Source organism: Membranihabitans maritimus, from assembly GCF_021729145.1.
GTDB lineage: Bacteria > Bacteroidota > Bacteroidia > Chitinophagales > Saprospiraceae > Membranihabitans > Membranihabitans maritimus.
The window spans coordinates 293,214-313,942 of the sequence record NZ_JAJSLW010000006.1 but is presented as its reverse complement, the minus strand read 5'-3'; the positions used below and the strand labels follow the sequence as shown (position 1 = coordinate 313,942).

General features: G+C 38.8%; 11 protein-coding genes. All 11 read left to right on the top strand.

Features of this window, described 5'->3' with window-relative positions; translation table 11 throughout:
• Positions 1 to 111: 111 nt before the first annotated feature.
• The 11 genes from LVD47_RS09520 to LVD47_RS09470 all read left to right on the top strand — a co-directional run bounded on the left by LVD47_RS09520 (position 112) and on the right by LVD47_RS09470 (position 20,591).
• The gene (locus tag LVD47_RS09520; protein WP_236975541.1) at positions 112 to 1,596 is read left to right on the top strand and encodes an alkaline phosphatase D family protein; all 1,485 of its coding nucleotides are present in this window, start codon (positions 112 to 114) and stop codon (positions 1,594 to 1,596) included.
• Positions 1,589 to 3,145 carry an arylsulfatase gene (locus LVD47_RS09515; protein ID WP_236975540.1) on the top strand — a complete coding sequence of 519 codons (1,557 nt, stop codon included), beginning with the start codon at positions 1,589 to 1,591 and terminating at the stop codon, positions 3,143 to 3,145. Before LVD47_RS09520 ends, LVD47_RS09515 begins: the two co-directional genes overlap by 8 nt.
• Positions 3,146 to 3,164: 19 nt before the next feature.
• On the top strand, positions 3,165 to 4,619 hold the full coding sequence (locus tag LVD47_RS09510; RefSeq protein ID WP_236975539.1) for an alkaline phosphatase D family protein: 1,455 nt from the start codon (positions 3,165 to 3,167) through the stop codon (positions 4,617 to 4,619).
• On the top strand, positions 4,609 to 6,273 hold the full coding sequence (locus LVD47_RS09505; protein WP_236975538.1) for a hypothetical protein: 1,665 nt from the start codon (positions 4,609 to 4,611) through the stop codon (positions 6,271 to 6,273). The genes LVD47_RS09510 and LVD47_RS09505 overlap by 11 nt, the downstream gene beginning before the upstream one ends.
• A 128-nt stretch (positions 6,274 to 6,401) precedes the next feature.
• Entirely contained in the window at positions 6,402 to 7,067 is a 666-nt protein-coding gene (locus LVD47_RS09500) for a 3-keto-disaccharide hydrolase (protein WP_236975537.1), read from the top strand.
• A gap of 13 nt (positions 7,068 to 7,080) precedes the next feature.
• On the top strand, positions 7,081 to 10,209 hold the full coding sequence (locus LVD47_RS09495; RefSeq protein ID WP_236975536.1) for a PVC-type heme-binding CxxCH protein: 3,129 nt from the start codon (positions 7,081 to 7,083) through the stop codon (positions 10,207 to 10,209).
• Between the two features lie 6 nt (positions 10,210 to 10,215).
• Positions 10,216 to 12,000 (top strand): arylsulfatase, encoded by a 1,785-nt coding sequence (locus LVD47_RS09490; RefSeq protein ID WP_236975535.1) that lies wholly within the window; start codon positions 10,216 to 10,218, stop codon positions 11,998 to 12,000.
• Between the two features lie 593 nt (positions 12,001 to 12,593).
• The gene (locus LVD47_RS09485) at positions 12,594 to 13,811 is read left to right on the top strand and encodes a FecR family protein (protein WP_236975533.1); all 1,218 of its coding nucleotides are present in this window, start codon (positions 12,594 to 12,596) and stop codon (positions 13,809 to 13,811) included.
• A 181-nt stretch (positions 13,812 to 13,992) separates the two neighbouring features.
• Positions 13,993 to 17,433, top strand: a complete 3,441-nt coding sequence (locus tag LVD47_RS09480; RefSeq protein WP_236975531.1) for a TonB-dependent receptor — start codon at positions 13,993 to 13,995, stop codon at positions 17,431 to 17,433.
• A gap of 27 nt (positions 17,434 to 17,460) precedes the next feature.
• Entirely contained in the window at positions 17,461 to 18,951 is a 1,491-nt protein-coding gene (locus LVD47_RS09475) for a RagB/SusD family nutrient uptake outer membrane protein (protein ID WP_236975529.1), read from the top strand.
• Positions 18,952 to 19,361: 410 nt separating this feature from the next.
• Positions 19,362 to 20,591 (top strand): MFS transporter, encoded by a 1,230-nt coding sequence (locus LVD47_RS09470; RefSeq protein WP_236975527.1) that lies wholly within the window; start codon positions 19,362 to 19,364, stop codon positions 20,589 to 20,591.
• Positions 20,592 to 20,729 lie beyond the last annotated feature (138 nt).

Sequence of the window (20,729 nt, the reverse complement as noted above, 5' to 3'; positions counted from 1 at the left end):
TTCGTGAGGAATATTGGGTCGAAAACAAGCAAATGAAATGCAAAGGATTTTAATCGAAGATCTGGAAAGAATAAAATGAATTAATAAACTTCAAAAAAATGCTTACATTATATGAATAGAATTGTACTGTTAATTTTTTTGTTTGTAAAAATCGGTGTACTGAGTTCCCAAAATTTTGGCGACCAGGAACACCCCATGAACAAGTTGTCATCGAATATTTCTGTCCTTAATTATTGGGAAGAACAAAATCCGGTTTTGAATACAACGTACAACCTTGTATCAGAAATACTTTCTAAAGATGAGAAATCGGGATACGTGGATGTAGTTGAGGATCAAGGTTATAACGATTGGATTAGTGACCATAATATAGAAATTTTAGGGGGCCCCATGCTTGGCGATGTCAAGTCTGATGGCGTTTCAATCTGGGTGAGGACAGCTCTTCCGGGAGAAGTAACTGTGACAGTAGAAAACGAAGATTTTACAAAATCCTTTCCGTCTGTAAAAACAAAGCCAGAAAATGATCTCTCTGGTATTGTTAAAATAGATGGGTTAAAGCCGAATGAAAAATATTTTTATTCTTTATCAATCAATGGAAAACGCATTCATCCCTTTCAAAATTATTATTTCACAACGGCTCCTGAAGAAAATTCCGAAGTGAGACTTGCTTTTGGATCTTGTCCCCATCGCTGGGGATTAGGTAACAAAGCCTTATGGTCTGGAATAGAAAGGAGAAACCCTGATGCAATGTTTCTTTTGGGGGATATAGCTGTCCAGGATCGGAATGGTCATTTAGGAGAACACAGATTGGATTATTTGGCCCGCGATTTTCAGTTTCCATGGGCTGAATTTACTTCGAAAATTCCCGTATATGCTTCATGGGATGACCATGATTACTTCGATAATGATAAGTCAGGGATCCCAGATGGATATGTGCAAAGTGACAAGGAAGGAGTTTGGGAAGTTTTTAAGAATTCGTGGAATAATCCAACATACGGATTGGGAGAATCTTCAAAAGGGGTTTTTACCCGAACGCGAATTGGAAGTGTTGATATCCTGATGACAGATAATCGATACTTCAGGACAGGGAAAGAAGGGGATTTTTTAGGGGATAAGCAGATGGAATGGTTGAAGAAACAATTATTAGACTGTAGAGGGCCTTTTATCGTCGTGTCTTGCGGAACGATGTGGAGTGATTATGTATCCAATGGAAAAGATTCTTGGGGAAGATACGATCCGGAAGGAAGAGAAGGGTTGTTATCTTTTATTGAAAATAATAATATTAAAGGCGTTATATTTATTTCGGGTGACCGGCATGGAGCAAGGGGATTTACAATTCCACGGAAGAATGGATTTCAATATTATGAATTTGAAGCTGCCAGTTTGGGTGGTAGGGTAGGTCCTCCGGCAAGAAAGGATTCCTGGGATACCCAACTATACGGATACGATGCGGTTTTTGCCTTTGGGGAATTGACATTTAATCCGGATCCCTCTATACCCTCTGTTACCTATCGCCTTATAAAGGATAATGGTACGATTTTGTATGAAAAGGAAATATTGAGGGAAGAATTGATACCTAAAAATTATTCTAATGATTAAAATAATAAGAAGACGGATGAGGTATAGTGTTTTTTTGTTAGTTATTATTTTTATTTCCTGCAAGAATACTGAGAATAGCCAAGACATTGTAAAAAAACATCCAAATATAGTTATTGTGTTAGCAGATGATCTGGGGTACTCGGATATAGGAGCCTATGGTTCTGAGATAAATACACCAAACCTGGATCAGGTGGCGAAGGATGGAATTCGGTTTACACAAATGCATAATACTAGCAAATGCTTCCCTTCAAGGGCAGTATTATTAACTGGATTGTATGCTCAGCAGGCTGATATGCATCAAAAGCCTGAAGATTTCCATAATTCGGTATTGTTTGGAGAGGTCTTGAAGTCAGCTGGTTATAATACATTTTTTGTAGGGAAACATCATTCTACAGACAATCCGTTTGATTGGGGGTTTGACCATTATAAGGGATTGAGGGATGGGGCTGCTAATTATTTTAATCCCGGATTGCAAAGGGAAGGGGAAGTAATGCCTGCGCAAAAAAGATACGGTAAACGGGTTTTTGCTTTTGATGATTCGATTGTCCAACCCTTTACCCCGCCAAAAGATTATTATGCGACTCATGCATGGACGGATTGGGCCATTGACTTATTGGAAAAATACAAGGATGATGATTCACCTTATTTATTGTATTTGGCCTATCAAGCCCCGCACGACCCCTTGCATGCGCCGGAAGAGGAAATAGAAAAATATGACGGTATTTATGATGTGGGGTATGAAGAAATAGCTCAAAAAAGATATGAACGGCAGAGGTCTGTGAATTTACTTGATGAAAGATATCCCAGGTCAGAACCTGTTTTTCCCGATTGGGAGAAGCTTTCGGATTCCGTAAGACAAGATGAAATCAGGCGAATGCAGGTATATGCTGCCATGATAGATATATTGGATCAAAATATTGGCCGGGTTATCGACTATATAAAAAGCACCGGAGAATGGGAAAATACTCTTTTTGTATTTGCATCAGATAATGGAGCTTCGGCCGAAGTAGTAGAAATCGGAGATGGAAAGGTGGGTGCAATGGATCGATGGTCTTCATTAAAAGCTAATTGGGCAAATGTATCTAATACCCCTTTCCGTAAGTTTAAAAACTTCTCTTATGAAGGGGGAACCACAACACCTTTTATTGTTCATTGGCCAGATAGGATAAAAGAAGGTGGCCGTATCGACCATACGCCACTTCATTTTATTGACATCATGCCTACATTGGTAGATATAAGCGGGGCTATGTACCCGGAAAATTACAAAGGGGAAAAAGTGTACCCGATGCAAGGAGAAAGTATTATGCCTTTGATAAATGGCGAATCTTTGTCACGGCAATCACCCATTTATTTTAATTGGAGAAATGGTAGTGCCTTGCGCAATGATGACTGGAAGCTGGTTCGTGAAGGGAATAAGTGGGAATTATTTGATATGCATTCAGATCGCACAGAAACAAATAATATTTCGGATGAAAATAAAGAAGTATTTGAAGAATTGAAATCAGCCTGGGAAAGATGGGCCGAAAAGATGAAAATCGAATTAGAATAATAACTTGAAATAAAAGGAAATGAGTAAGAGAAGAAAGTTCCTAAAAAAAATGGGATTAGGATTTATAACAATTCCAGTACTTCAAAATCCTGTTTTACCTAAAAGGAATGGAAATAAACAACAAAATGTTTTCTTTACCACAGGGTATAAAGTATCGGGTGTAACCAGTAATCAAGCTATTGTATGGACAAGATTATGTGGTCAGCAATTTCCAAACTCTATCGTGCATGAAAGAAGGGAGAAGGTTTTTCGGCACCCTATTGATTTTGATGAAAATATGCCGGTAGATAAAATGGACGGAGCTGTAAAGGTAGCCAACGGTTTTGTACAGATAAAATTAGAGGCTGGTTCTGGTAAGGTTTTTAGTTCTGGTTGGATGGAGGCGAAAGAGCCTGGGGACAGTGTAGTGTCTTTCTTGTTTGATGAACTGGAACCTAATAGTCTATATAAAGTCGTAATTGAAGGAAAAATGACTGATGATGGTGTTTCGAGTTTTATCTATGGTAGTTTCAAAACGGCCCCTTCTCCCAATGCATCAAAAAATGTAATTTTGACTACGAGTACATGTCAATATTTCTGGAGTTTCGATGACATTGATCGGGGGTTTAGAACCTACGATAGTATGAGAAGGATGAATCCTGACTTTTATATTCAGACCGGGGATTATGTTTATTATGATAAACCGGGACCATTAGCCAAAAACCTGGAACAAGCTCGGCACAAATGGCATGCTATGGATTCGAGGCCGTCAATCCGTGATTTGTATACCAAAACACCGGTGTTTATGATAAAAGATGATCACGATCTCTTGGATAATGATGTGTTCCCGGGATCCGGGGACTATGGTGATTTGTCATTGGAGGACGGGTTGAAATTGTGGTATACTAATTCACCTGTAAGAAAGAAACCTTATCGCAAAATTCGTTGGGGCAAAGATCTTGAAATTTGGCTGGTAGAAGGTAGGGAGTTTCGATCCCCTAATGATGCAGAGGACGGGCCTGATAAAAGTATTTGGGGACAAGAGCAGAAAGATTGGTTTGTCAGAACGGTAGAAGAGTCGGATGCTACCTTCAAGCTATTATTTACAGCAACTCCGGTGGTAGGGCCCGATCGAGAAAATAAAAGTGATAACCATGCCAATACTACTTTCGAGCATGAAGGTACATGGCTGAGAAAGTATCTTTCCGGCCTGAAAAATATATTTGTAATTAATGGTGACCGTCATTGGCAATATGTCTCTAAGGATGATGAAACCGGGCTTCTGGAATTTGGATCAGGACCTGTGAGTGATTACCATGTACAGGGGTGGAAAGAAGGTGACAAAAGACCGGAACATCAGTATCTTGGATTGGTTGGAGGTTTCTTGTCAGTAGAGGTGAAGAAAGAAGGTAGTGAACCTATTATCATCTTTTGTCATAACGATGTGGACGGTCGGGTTTTGAATACGGTGAAAATTAGAAAAAGTGATTTATAAAATTGTTAAAATAGGGACTCTTTTTACATTGTGTTTTTGCCTGTTTAGGTGCGGTGAAATTCACAATGCAGGTGATAAGGTATATCAAGGTTATGAAGAGGCAAGGAATAATTCAGTTTCAGTAAATGAAGCTTTAGCGCGTAGTCAAAATTATATGAACGCCTGGCTACTACATGCAGATCCTGAAACAGGACTTATCCCCAGAAATCTAGATGGTGGAAAAGGGAATGATCTTTGGAATGCCCGTGATTGTGCAGCAGATAATTACCCCTTTTTAGTATTAACGAGTTTCTTTACAGATCGTGAAAAATACAACGGTATTATGCTGGATATCCTGGAAAGTGAAAAATTGTATACCTCCAGAGTGGGGGCTTTACCCGATACATATTCATTTTCGAAGAGAGGTTTTGAACACGATGAAATTTCGATGGACCGGATCGTTTTTGGTACATCCGAATATATCAAAGATGGTCTTCTGCCGCTTATAGAGTGGTTGGGCGAAAGCCCATGGTCCGACAGGATGATGTCGATGCTAATGGACCTGGATGAGCATATTGACGTAGCCGGCGGTTTGGATGACAAAAGTTTTGGTAACTCTCCCCAACCCGAAGTCAATGGGGAATTGTTACAGATTTTATCCAGGGTTTATTGGGAAACAGGGGATGAAAGGTATTTGGAGTGGGCCTGTAAGATTGGTGATTATTATTTACTGGGAGAAAATTATCCGCTAACGGGATTAGATTATTTGCGATTAAGAGACCATGGATGTGAATTGGTTGCCGGATTGTGTGAGCTGTATACCTCTTTACATTATGCAGATCCCGAAAAAAAGGAAGAATACCAACCATCACTTCACCGGCTATTAGACTATATATTGAAATATGGGAGAAATCCTGATGGATTATTTTACAATGCCATTAACCCCCAAACGGGACAGGTAATTGATTCTGCCATTGCAGATACCTGGGGGTATACTTTAAATGGGTACTTATCGGTCTACCAAATTGATAGTGTCCCAATGTATAAAAAAGCTGTTGAGACAATTTTTTCAAATCTCCATAAATATAAAAATTACAATTGGGAGCGAAATGGAGCTGATGGGTATGCAGATGCAATTGAAGGTTGTATTAATATTATGAATAGGATTCCTGACCCCAATGCATCCGATTGGGTAGAAAGTGAAATCAAGGTGATGTGGTCTTTGCAGGATTCCAGTCACAGGCCTGAAGCACAACAATGGAAAAACAATGGTGTTATTGAAGGATGGTATGGCGATGGTAATTTTGCCAGGACTTCCATTATGTATGCTTTGTGGAAAACAGGTGGATGTTATGCTTTACCCTGGGATGAAAATTTGAATTTTGGAGCAAAACAAATGAATGATAGTTTACTTGTTACCATTAATTCCAAAGATGAATGGCAGGGAAAATTGCATTTTGATAAAAAAAGGCATTCTGTACAAATGAAATTACCTGTTGATTGGCCCAGGATTAACCAATTCCCCGAATGGTTTACTGTAGATCCGGAGAAGCAGTATAAAATTTCCATGGGAGATTCTGTCAAAACCTATAGCGGAAGAGATCTGATTAATGGAATCGAAATAAGCGTAGGACCCCAAAAGTCTGTTCAATTGATTATTTCAATTTCAACTTGATACAATGATCCAGTATTGTACCTAATGTATTTATGTAAAAATTTAAATTCTAAAGTTGTTGGTAAAAGTAAAACAAATACTCGTAGGGATGGGGATAAAATAATTATATTGTTCGTTAAAAATAAATTATGAAATCCGATATCTTCTATTCCCTATTGAGTTTGTTTTTTCTATCGATTTTCCTATATGTTCCATTACAAAGTGAAGGGCAAAATATATTGAAAAATGATGAAGTTAGTTTGTTTGATGGGGAAACCCTTAAAGGATGGAACTTTCTCAATAGCAAGCATGCCGAATTTTGGGGGGTAAAAGATGGAGTTATTTATTGTGGAAATGGAGAGGATAAAATCCCGGTTAATCTGTTTTTATATACTGACAAAAAATATAAGAATTTTGAATTCCGGTGTTTATTTAGACTGACCGGAAATCCACAAACAGGGATGATAAATAGTGGGATTCAGTATCGATCGATAGTAGAAGGTGACAAAATGATAGGATACCAGGCTGATATTGGAGATGGTTATTGGGGTGATTTGTATGATGAGCACAGGAGGGGAGAATTGGCTGATGCAGAAGTGGATGTTCTTAATCGTATTTTAAACAAAAATGGATGGAACAGTTATGTGATTCGTTGCAAAGGCGATTTGCACGAATTGTATATCAATGGTGTAAAAACATGTGAATATGTTGAGAAAGATAAAAGCATACCTGATGAAGGAGTCATTGCCTTGCAATTGCATAGTGGTGGAAAGGCCGTAATTGAGTACAGGGATATTGTTATTGAAGAGTTTTGACAATGGGAGGGCAATGATTTCAAATCGATCCGGAACATTAATCCTATTTATTTGCATACTACCTTTCTTATCTTTTAGCCAAAAAAAAACACAATCTAATCGGGAAGGAGCACTAGCACCTGCAGAACAGCTTAAAAGATTTGAGCTTCCGGAGGGATTTGTGATTGAACTGGTAGCCAGTGAAAAAGAGGGCATTATAAATCCAATTGATATAACATTTGATGATAGAGGCCGGCTGTGGACACAGACGGCAAGCATGTATCCATTAGATCCCATAAAGGATATTTCATGGCAGGATTTATTGGAATTAATGGACAATAAAGAAAAGCAAAGTAGTCATCCAGCGTTTAAGCGTATACTTGATTTATATAAAGGTAAGTCGAAAGGGGACGATAAAATCCTTATACTCGATAATTTATACAACGACAAAAACGTGAGTGTTTCAATTTTTGAAGAAGGATTAACGATTCCTATGAGTATTCTACCTTATGGAAATGGAGTGTACGTTGTGCAGGGATCTGAATTGTTTTATCTTTCTGACCAAGATAGAGATGGCAAGGCAGATATGCGAAAGCCTTTGTTATCAGGATTTGGCTTTACAGATTCTCATACAATGGCGCATTCATTGGTGAAAGGTCCCGGAGGCTGGATTTATTTTAGTCAGGGAGCTTTGAATAAGGGAAATGTATATTCACATGTTAGTGGTCGAGAATTGCAGCTAGATTACAGTAAAATAGCACGATTTTCCCTGGATGGTAAGGAAATTGAGTTGGTGAATTCGGGCCTAAATAATATCTGGGGCTTTCAACTGCGGGGTGATGGGCAGTGGTATGGTACTGAAGCCAATGATCTGGGGTATTCAGTGGTCCCTATGGAACCCGGGACTGGTTTTCCTGGCATTGGAAATGAAAAACTGAGGTCTTACCAACCTTTTCTGCCGGAATTACATGATTTTAGGGTAGGAGGGACCGGTATTTCAGGTTTGGCATTTGCTGATGATGAAGGAGGCAGCTTCCCACCGGAATTTAAGAATGTGGCCTTTTTGGCTAATCCGATTACCAGTACCATTAATGCAGTACGTATTGAACGAAATCAAGATGGTACTGTAACTGCAAAGCATTTAGATGATTTGTTGACATGTTCGGACGATTGGTTTCGGCCTGTAAATATTGAGTTTGGACCGGATGGTTGCTTGTATATTGTAGATTGGTACAATAAAATCGTTTCTCATAATGAGTTGCCAACTACACATCCGGATCGGGATAAAAAACACGGTAGAATATGGCGTATCCGTCATAAGGGACAGAAAGGAAGAAAAATCATGGATTTTACAAAAGTGGAAACCGGTGAGTTACCCAATTACTTGTACGCAGAATCTTTATGGGCAAAAAGAGCTGTTTGGAATCAGGTTGGAGATCGCTCAAGCGGAGATCCTGTTTTGGTGAGACGATTAAAGGAAATAGCTGGGGATATGGAAGCCACAACAATGACTCGAATCCATGCTTTGTGGTGTCTGGAGTCGATTGGGCAATTAGATATGATAATTGTGAACCAACTCCTGACATCGGAAAATGATAATTTAATCAGGGAGGCGTTACGTAGCCTGGCAAGTTTTAGTCCGGAATTGGATCTGGTAGCCTCTACTTTATTACCTTTAACGGAGAATCCCAATCCTCAAATAAGATCTCAGATAATTCGTACGCTTTCAGAATTGGAAAAAGTAGATACACGGATAATTGAAATACTTGTAAAAATGTGTAAACCGGAATTACCTGGTAATAATCTGGGAGGAAGCTATGAGAGGCGGTTTGAAAGATATTTGAGTAGAATGGTATTAGAAAATTATCCTGAAGAATTATGGGAGTATCTAATGCATGAACCTATTAATGGAGATAATGCATTAAATGTGTTGTGGGCATCTCAGGTGTTACCGGTAGTTGAAAGGATTCAATTATTCGAAAAGTATTGGCCATTAATTGGGCATGAAGAATTCAGTGAGTCAGATTTTATTGCCTTGTTGGGACTTGTCGAGAATGGTTGGGTTCGCGATAAATTAGATCATCATATTAAAACATCAATTAAAAGTGTTGATTATTTAACATATGCTTTGAATAATCTGAATGCGGTACAAACTAATCAAATTTCCGGTCTTTTTGATTCAACTGTTAAACGGTTATTATCTTCGAATAAAATCGATTCAATACAATTGGGCTTAAAGGCAATAAATGATTTGGGTATGACCGGTTTTGATTCCATTTTTGAAAAATTAACTATTACAGAGCTCAATACTGCAACGCTATCGATGTTAATTTCAGCTATGGACCTGAATGTTGGTTATAACCTGGAGTTAGTAACTAAAATGATAAATTATTCCAGTTTCGATTTAGATCTTCGTATGAAGGCTTTATTATCAATTGTAGAGATCGATCCGGAATTAGGTATTCAGCTAATAGATCAAAATTTTTCCAATCTACCCCTGGACCAAAGAGGAGATCTAATATCCGTTTTTTCGTCTAGTAAAACGGGATGTGATGTTTTGTTGAAACTATACGAGTCAGGGTATTTAAATATAGATTTGTTTGATGATTCTTCGATTGAAAGAATTAATAAAATTACATCGTCTAATGCAGAAAGCAGGCTGCTGCGTGAACGTTTTAATCAAAAAAAGAATGTAAGAAAGGGTAGTGAGATCCATTCTAAATTGGATCAGTATATTAATGTAGCCAATTCGGTAAATGGGAATAGCATAAGGGGAAGGGAGTTATTTGAAACCTGTTTGCTTTGCCACCGTGTAGGGAATGAAGGCCAAAATCTGGGACCTGCATTAGATGGGTCTGCACATAGAAATACCGAAGCCCTCCTCACTGCTATTATTGATCCTGATGCGGCTGTAGAGTCGGGGTACTCTGTATTTCGGGTGGAGAAAAATGATGACACTTTGGTCGAAGGATATTTAGTTGAGAAAAATGAGAATGGGACAACTGTTGCCTTTATAGGTGGGACAACCACTTATATTAAAAAGGAAGATATTAAACAACAGTATTTCTTAAATGGTAAATCATTTATGATCAAGGGATTAATCGATCATTATTCGGATCAGCAAGTAGCAGATTTACTCGAATATATTGGAACATTAAAATAGACAAATATGTTTTACGAAAAATGGGTAATAAGAGAAACAAAATGGTGGTGGAACATTCTTGGATTTTTATGGCATTTTGTGTTTTGTGCGATTGGATTTTTGCAAGCCCAACAACAACCTAACGTAATTATAGTTATCACAGATGACCAGGGTTTTGGAGATCTTGGGATTAATGGCAACCCCCATATTAAAACGCCAAACCTGGACAGGTTTGCCAATTCCAGTATCCGATTAAATAACTTTTATGTTTCTCCTGTCTGTGCCCCGACACGATCAAGTCTAATGACTGGAAGGTATTCACTGCGCACTGGAATCCGGGATACATATAATGGTGGGGCAACAATGGCTTCTAATGAAGTAACCATTGCAGAAATGCTAAAAGAGGGCGGTTATAAAACCGGAATATTCGGAAAATGGCATTTAGGGGATAATTATCCATCTCGTCCAAAGGATCAGGGGTTTGATGAATCAGTGATCCATTTGTCTGGTGGAATGGGGCAGGTAGGAGATGTGACGACTTTTTTCCAGGGTGACAGCAGTTATTTTAATCCGGTTCTTTGGCATAATGGAAAAAGGGAGGCATATCAGGGGTATTGTTCTGATATTTTTGCAGACGAAGCCATTCATTTTATTGAAGAAAACAGTGATAAACCTTTCTTTTGTTACCTTTCTTTTAATGCTCCTCACACACCTTTACAGGTTCCTGAGAAGTATTACAATAGGTATAAAAATATCGATCCGGCATCTGGCTTTGAGGGTGATAAACGTCCATTTATAGAGATGTCTGAAAAGAATAAAGAAGACGCGAGAAAGGTATATGCAATGGTGTCCAATATTGATGATAACTTTGGGAAATTATTGGCGAAATTAGATCAATTGGAAATTAGTGATAATACGGTAGTTATATTTATGACAGATAATGGACCGCAACAGGTGCGATATTTAGCGGGAATGCGGGGGAAGAAAGGAAGTGTATACCGCGGCGGTGTCCGGGTTCCCTTTTATTTAAAATACCCAAAAATCCATACCGGGAAATTTGATGTAGAGACAACTACGGCACATATTGATGTTTTGCCAACCATTGCTTCGTTATGCGGAATGGAGTTGCCGCGAGGTAGAGTTATTGATGGTAAAACTATGGTTCCGCTTTTTAGTGGTAATCAGGTTGACTGGGAAAACAGAGCGCTATTTTTTTACTGGACCCGAAAATATCCAGAGTTATATAATAATATGGCAGTGCAAAAAGGAAGGTATAAATTAGTCGGACATACTGATTACGATGCAGGTATTGAGAGATTTGAACTTTTTGATGTTGAAAGGGATCCCTATGAGCTAACGAATTTAGTCGACAAAATGTCGGAGAAAGCAGAAGCGCTCAAAAGGACAATGGATCAATTGTATTTTGAATTGATTCAATCAAAAAACTTGGAAGAACCTCCTTTGCCTATTGTCGGGACAGGCGCAGAAAATCCTATGATTCTCAATCGGAATGACGCATCAGGAGCAAGGGGAATTTGGAACCAGAAGGAAATATTTGGCAAATGGGCTGTTTTTATAAAGGAAGGGAATTACAATATTAAATATCGATTTACCGAACCGATCAAATCAGGTGGGGTAATGTATCTGGAGGCAGGGACGCAAGTAATGAGGAAGACTGCAGATATTTCTTCAGAAATATTAGAAATGAAAAATGTATACCTACCTGAAATGAAAGGTGATTTAATACCCTTTTACACAGTCGACCGTAGACGAATTATGCCTTTTTACATAGAATTGGAGAGGATGGAATAAATGGGATGTTGAGTTTTATTAAGAAGATGTTCAGGTGCAGTGCCATCCCCTTCTACAGGTGATTTTTGTACCCATAAAAGTATATAATCCTGAGAAATAGGTTAATGTTTTCGAGTTCACTCAATCCTGGAGAATTTATATCTAAGGCGATGAGTAGGCAAAGATGATGGAAAATAAAGTGCGGTGAGTTTATGACATCAGATACCATCAGGAGCGGAGGGAACTTTTTCTGAAAGATAGAAAGTAGAAAAGGGGCCCCTTCTGTCATATTGTATGAATACAAAATGGATTAATGGTTGCCGGAAATCCGTGGAGATGGACGAATTTTGTCCTTTCTCCCCTGAGAGGTGAAACCATATATTGAGGGATGTGGAACTTTATATCAGAGAGAAAAATGATCACCACTATTTCAAATGACCATATTTCAAGTTCTGGTGTTTACAAGGATAGAGTTAGCTATTAAATTTCTATAGGCGGACTAAAAATGAGAATACGGGTGTTCGAATTATAAATTTGATAAAAAATACGTTTTTCAAGGTATACTTTTTTGATTTGGGAAAGTCTTACTTATAAATGTAAGCCCAAAAGGATAAATGGAAAATAAAGAAATTGATAATATACTGAAGAAAATTGCCTGTGGAACGGCCTCTGAAAAGGAAAAGGAATATTTGAGTAACTGGTTGGACCAAATAAATGATAGCAAATTTAGATATGTACTAGACCGATATCAGGTTTTGGTAAAAGAATACGGTCATAAAATAGAATTAGATGAAAAATTAAGATTGAGGATTGAAGGAAATATTTCCGGGAGTTCAAGGGATTCTAAATATAATTCGCGGCTACTTTGGATGAAAATACGAGAAGTGGCAGCTACTGCAGCGATTGTTATTTTAGCAATTTGGGGTAGTTGGAAAGTATTCGATCAATGGATTGATAAGGATGGTGTTCAAGTGGCGGATGTGGAACCTAAAAGTAAATATGGGGATGATGTCATGCCTGGAGGGAATAAAGCCGTGATGACTCTTGCGGGTGGTAGAACCATAGTGTTAGATGATTTGCCTGATGGGGCAGTGACGAATGAGGGAGGAATTAAATTGGAAAAAACAGGTCAGGGGCAAATTCTTCTGGATTTGATGGCAGATGATGGTAAGCAGGAAGTTAGTTATCATACCGTTAGCACTCCTAATGGAGGGGAGTATCAGGTGACATTGCCGGATGGAAGTATTGTATGGCTTAATTCAGCTTCTTCAATAACCTGTCCGACCCGATTTGATGATAAGAATAGAGTGGTTGAAGTCACAGGTGAAGCATATTTTGATATTAAAAAGTACAAATTGGAAGAAAAAAATATTCCATTTATTGTACGGACGAAAAATCAGGAAGTTGAGGTTTTAGGAACCCAATTCAATATTAAGGCATATGGTGATAAAGAGGAAATAGCTACTACGCTGGTAGAAGGGAAGGTAAAGATTTTATCAGGTGACAATTCTGTGTTTCTCTCTCCGGGACAGCAGGTTAAAGTTTCAAGTACGGGTGGGATGGCTATCGAATCGGATGTAGATATTGAAAAAATCCTCGCATGGAAGAATGGATACTTCTACTTTTCGGATGATTCGATTGACGATGTGATGAATGAAATTTCAAGGTGGTATGACATAGATGTAGACTTTGTAGGGCGTAAACCGGAGGTTGGATTCGGAGGACAGGTTTCCAGGGAAAAAAATGTATCGGAGGTACTTAGGATCCTGGAGTTGACGGGAACTGTAAACTTTATAATAGAAGGAAAGCGGATTAAAGTATATAAAGAATAAGGTGTAAAAGAGTATAGACTATTCTTATTAAAGAATTTAGACATGTGAGATAGGACTAAAAAATAATAAAATACCGCTTACTCCAGATGGCCAGATCGGAAGTAAGCGGGGATTTGGATCAAATTTATCAATACTAAATGACTAGGAAGTAAATGAATTATTTAACCCAAAATGCAAATGTATGGAATATTGGACTAATGGTAAAATAAAGTGGTGGACCTTTCTACTGCCACTTTCAATTGTAAAAAAATCAAAAGTGATGAAGCTCACTATGTTTTTAATTGTCTTGAGTATTCTCCAGGTACGCGCAGCGGGACTTGGCCAGGATATTACATTAAGTGTAGAAGAGGCTTCATTACAGGAAGTATTCAAGGAAATACGCAAACAAAGTGGATATGACTTTATTTATACTACGGACCTGATCCGTCTTTCGAAACCAATATCGGTAAATGTCTCTGATATGCCGTTAAAGGAGGTATTAGAGATATGTTTTGTTAACCAGCCGATTACGTATTTGGTAGAAGAAAAGGCTATTGTGCTTCGCAAAAAAGTTTTTGTAGACGTTGTCAACTATCTCGATAAGAAAAATTTTAATAAATTGATTCCAGCTGTTCCTGCTGATACTACTAAAGGACGTGTGATAGATGAATCAGGGGTGCCACTAATCGGTGTAAATATTCAGGTAAAAGGAACGAATAAAGGAACGACAACGGATTTTGACGGCGAATTTGAACTATTGGATGTAGAAGAAGGAAGTATTTTGGTTTTGTCTTACATAGGTTATACAACTACAGAAGTAGAGGTTGGGTCTAGTAGTACAACCCTTGAAATCGAAATGAATTCAGATGCAGAAACATTGGATGAATTGGTAGTGGTAGGGTATGGTACGCAACTGAAGTCTGATCTGACGGGTTCAGTAGGAACACTCAAAGGAGAGGAACTTCAGGAGCGACCTGTCTCCTCATTGAACCAGGGACTTTCCGGGCGGATAGCCGGAGTAGATGTTTCTACAAATTCGGGAAGGCCCGGAGGAAGGGCCAATATACGAATTCGGGGCGCCAGTTCGATCAGCGTATCCAATGATCCCCTGTATGTAATCGACGGTGTAATACTAAATTCAGTAGATTTAGAAAATGGCAGTTCTCCGATAGATTATCTCAATCCCAATGATATTGAATCCATTGAGGTTCTCAAAGATGCATCTTCTACCGCCATATATGGGGCTAGAGGTGCCAATGGAGTCATCTTAGTTACAACAAAGAGAGGATCTTCAGGAGGAGGAAGGGTGACTTATGATTCGGACTTTAGTGTGGGAGTCGCACCCCGTCATTTGCCCGTGTTAAATGCGGAGGAATTCCTGAGAGTGGAAGAAATTATTTACGAAAATGCTGAAAAATATGATCCGGTAGGTTGGGCGACAGGTACAAAATATACAGATCCGCGTACCAAGCGAACAAATCCTTTATTATTTGATGATCAGGGAAACCCACTATATGATACGGATTGGCAGGATGCAGCCTTTCAAGAGGCGTTCACACAAAATCACCAGTTGGGTTTTACCAATGGTAATGAAACCGGTAACTATGGTGTCTTTTTGAATTATCGAAATGAAAACGGAATTGTCTATGGCTCCTGGCAGAAAAGATATTCCGGCCGGTTTACGTTTGATTCCAATATCAACAGCTGGTTGAAAATTGGCGGTTCGCTAGGATATACCGACCAGAATGACAAACAAGTCGATCAATTGGGCGGCGGTGGAATTACTATGATGAGACAGGCGTTAGAAGCATTGCCTATAATACCGGTAAGATACGAGGACGGTTCCTGGGCCAGTAATCGGGATTATCCAGGAATGGAAGGTGGAGACAATCCTATCCGTGTAGCTGACGAGCGATTGTATTATTTGCGTACACAAACGATGTTGGGGAATGTTTTTGCAAATATTAGGCTGACAGATGATTTGCAATTTCGTTCAATGATAGGTTCCAATATCATTAATCAGAGAACGGATTACTTTGCGGCCGCAGGGTTGCAATATATTTCCAATAATGGAGATGCGTCAGTCACAAACAATCGATTTAATTCCTGGCAATTTGAAAATTATTTGACTTATAATAAAGATATTACGGCTGATCAATCCTTGAATGCTATGCTGGGACTATCCTGGCAGCATATAGACCGATTTAATAATCAGGCTCGCTCACAGGGGTTTGCCGATACGTATTTTGAATATAATAATTTAGGTGCTGGGACTACTGCCCTTACACCCTCATCAGTATCCACTGCTTACGGTTTAAATTCATATTTTACTAGGTTGAATTATTCTTTGCAGGATAAATACCTGGTCACATTTACCGGGCGCTTGGATGGATCTTCTAAATTTGGGGAAGAAAACCAATATGCTTTTTTCCCTTCAGCGGCTTTTGCCTGGCGGGCGATTGATGAGGAATTTATGAAGCAGCAAACTGCGATTTCAAATCTTAAATTCAGGGCTAGCTATGGAGTAACGGGTAATTCAGAAATACCGGCTTATCGAGCCTTGGCTGGAATGAATAATTACGATGTTATTTTTGGCGGTTCCCGGGAGGTAGGTATTGGTATAGGAAGAATCCCTAATCCGGCATTGCAGTGGGAAAAAACTCACCAAATAGATATTGGAATGGAACTGGGCCTTTTTTCCAGCAGGTTAAACTTTGAATTGGATGTATATCGACGGAAGGTAAATGATATGTTGTTGGACACTCCTTTACCATTGAGTAGCGGATATGGCAGCATATTTTCCAATATCGGTAGTATGGAAAATAAGGGGGTAGAGTTTGCTGTAAATTCTGTTAATGTAACAAAAAATGATTTTTCGTGGAGTACAACCTTCAATATTTCAATCAATAAAAATCAGGTTTTGGAACTTTCAGGTGGAAGTGATATATATTCGGGGGCTACGGTGATCCGTGTGGGAGAACCGGTAGGTTCTTTCTTTGGTCGGGTTCATCAGGGAATATGGTCGACCAATGAAGCTGAGGAAGCTAAAGAATACGGGCTTTTACCTGGGGATGTAAAATATCTTGATCTAAATGAAGATGGTGAAATCAATGATTTGGACCGGGCTATTATAGGAAAGGGAATTCCGGACGGTTTTGGAACTTTACTCAATACTTTTGAGTATGGAAACTGGTCTTTGACGGTTGATTTACAGTTTATGTATGGAAATGACGTTTTGGACCGGAGTATCCATTCAGCAGAAGATCGACAAGGAATAGCGAATAGCTACAAAACGGTATTGAATGCCTGGACAGAGGACAACCAAAATACTCCCATTGCGCAGATCCGGCCGATCAATGCGTATTACACTACAAATAATGATAGCCACAAGGTAACTGATGCTTCGTTTTTGCGTGGACGAAACTTGCTATTGTCGTATGTATTCCCCCATGATATTTATTCAAAAATGAAGTTGAGTAAACTAAGGGTTTATGCTTCAGTTCAAAACTTCTTTGTAGCTACTAAATATACCGGATATGATCCTGAAGTGTCAAATAGCGGGGCTGCTTTTAACCAGGGATTCGGATTGTATGATTATCCCCGTCCAAGGGTATTCATGATTGGAATAAATGCCGGTTTATAACAATTGTTTTATCTAAAATTTAGAAAAATGAAAAAATTAATATTTTTATATATAATAATTGCAATGTTTGGATTGGCGGGTTGCTCTGATTTTTTGAGCGAATCGGATCCCAGTAATTTTACAGAAGAAAATTATTTTACAAAACCTGCTCATGCTCATAGTTCAGTGAATGCCATTTACGCGAGTATGAGAGAGCCTATGAATAGTGGTTTTGGGGGTGGAGCCTGGATGATGACTGAATTCGCAACCGGTCTCGCCGCTACTGATTTGGGACAAGCAGTAAACAGTTACTTTGTCCGAGATTTGAATAATACCTCTGACAATGGATATGGATTGACCTATTGGCAGTCTTACTACCAGGGGATAGCCAATGCCAATCTTTCTATAGTGAAGGTGCCCGGTATTACAATGGATGACCAGGAAAAGCAAAAGCTGTTAGGTGAGGCTTATTTCTTAAGAGCATGGTATTATTTTAATTTGGTTCGAATGTTTGGAAATATTCCATTGGTGACATCACCAGTTTCCCTCCAATCGGATAATTTAAGACCCTCTCCGGCAGATGTGCAAGATGTGTACGATTTAATAGTTAGTGATTTGGAGAAATCGGAAAACTCCGGATTACCATGGTTTGATCCTTCCGGAAGGGTGAGTCTGGGAGCCGTAAAATCACTATTGGCCAAAGTTTATCTGACTATGGCGGGATATCCTTTACAGAAAGGAAATGAATATTACAACCTGGCGGCGCAAAAGGCACAAGAAGTGATTAATTCGGGTGAGTTTCAGCTATTTGACGATTACGATGATTTGCATGACCCTTCGATGAAGAATATAGAAGAGAATATTTTTATGATTCAATTTAAAACTCAAATTTTGCCTTCTAATTGGCAGGTCGCCATTATCCCTTACAATAAAAATATTTCCCAATATTCTGCCGAGACCGGCGGGATATATGCTACGCAAGCATTTGTGGAATCATTCGAACCTGGTGATTTAAGGGCAAAAGAGGATGAGTTCTTTTTTACCGAATTTACCCACCAGGATGACCGCAGTTTGGAAGTAGATCTGGGGGGATACTTTATTTACAAGCACTTTGATATTGTAGCACAAACCTCTTCAGCCAACAGTGATCTCAATTGGCCATTAATTCGTTATGCGGATGTTTTGTTGATTTACGCAGAGGCGTCTAATGAGGTAAATGGTCCTAATGAAGTGGCGTACGGCGCGGTAAATGCGGTTCGGTCAAGAGCGGAATTACCGGAATTATCTAATTTGTCGAAGGAAGAATTCAGGGAAGCAGTTTGGAAAGAGCGTTGGTACGAATTGTGTTATGAGAATAAAACATGGTTTGATATGGTTAGATTGCGAAAAGCTTTAAATGTAGAAACCGGCGAATTTGAAGAGTATGTGGGACATACATTCTCGTATGGGCCTACCCTTAAAGAGCGTGAATTGTTATTCCCCATTCCGACTGCTGAAATTTTAAATAATTCGAACCTGATACAAAACAATGGGTACTGATTTATATAAGAAGTAGAGCCATTAGGTAACTATATGAAACCAAATTGTATGCAGGATATTACTTTTAGTTTGTATTAATAGTTTAGTAATGTGTGTTTTTTAGGTGGCTTGTTTTTTATTTTAGTTATTATACAGAATATTATCGTATAGTGCGTTGAGACAGATAATAATTACCAGTAAACCTTTTTATTAACGCTGGTAATATTTGAAAGCTACAAAGAAAGCAGTGTAATTTACCCAAATAAAGTTTTGAATTAGAGAAGATAAATGTGTGGTATAGACTATTAATTTTGTGTTGAAAATCAAGGTTTGATTTTAAAAAAAAATGGTAATCATTTTTTTATATTGGTTGATCGTTTTTACAATCAAATTTTCACACGCAATTAAATAAAAAATCAAAATTAATATCAATGAATGAAAACATTAACAAGTCGGCCCTTTTTAACGGTAGTTGTTTTGCCCTGATAACTACTGCATTTACCTTTTCAATTCGGGCGGGTATTTTGCCCCAATTGGGTGAATCGTTTGGCTTGAGTGCTACCGAACTTGGGTTTATTAATACCATGTGGTTTTTGGGATTTCCAATATCCATGATCCTTGGAGGATTATTTTATCATATTGTAGGCCCTAAGCGAATTATGCAAATTGCCTTTATCGCCCATACCTTAGGAATAATTTTTACTATTTATTCAGGTAATTATACGATACTCTTAATGTCTACACTTTTTATAGGATTCGGTAATGGTTGTACGGAAGCTGCCTGTAATCCTATGATCGCAGACATGTATTCGGGCGTTAAAATGGATAAAATGTTGAATCGATTCCATATGTGGTTCCCTGGTGGTATTGTGGTAGGAAGTCTTATATCAAAGTTCATGACTGATTGGGGAGCCGGATGGCAGGCCCAGATGTGGGTCACATTAATCCCTACAATAATATATGCAGTATTGTTTTTTGGTAAAGATTTTCCCAAGCCGAGTGTGGAAGGTGTTCGTTCATTGTCAGAGAATTTTAAAGCTATGCTTACTCCCACCTATATCTTTTTGTTCTGTTGTATGGCGTTAACAGCCATATCGGAATTCGGCCCTCAACAGTGGGTGAGCATGATAATGGCTAATAGTGGTGCAAGTCCTATGTTGATCCTGGCGTTGGTGACCGGATTGATGGCCGTTGGTCGATTTTTTGCGGGGCCGGTTGTCGGGACATTAGGACAAACCGGTGTCCTATTGGGCGGAGCTATTTTTGCTACTTTAGGCATTTATATGTTTAGTATGGTCACAGGAGGAATGGCATATGTTGCAGCTATTTTATTTGCAATTGGGGTATGTTTTTTCTGGCCGGTAATGATTGGTGCAGTTGCGAAAAAAGTGCCGTTGAGTGGTGCGCTTGGAATGTCTATTCTCGGTGGAGTAGGTATGTTCTCTTCCTCTATCTTCCAACCCATTATTGGGGGATGGATAGATAGCTCGAGGGCTGTGAATGCCGAGTTAGGATTGACCGGTTCAGAACTGGAACTGGCAGCCGGACAAGCTACGTTGGCGAAGATGGCGTCTTTACCAGGAATTTTGATCGTCTTATTTCTGATTTTCTTCTTTTGGCAAAGAGGCAGAAATAAAAGAGCTGAACTGGAATTGGCATAGTTTTTTGAATCGACAAATGAGCAAATGTGTTTTTGAATAAACCAGAGTAATGCTGGTGAATTGTATACTATAGGACATATTTGTCGGATAAAGTAAATAAAAGTATTAAGCCGGGAACTGCACTGATTTCAGTCCCGG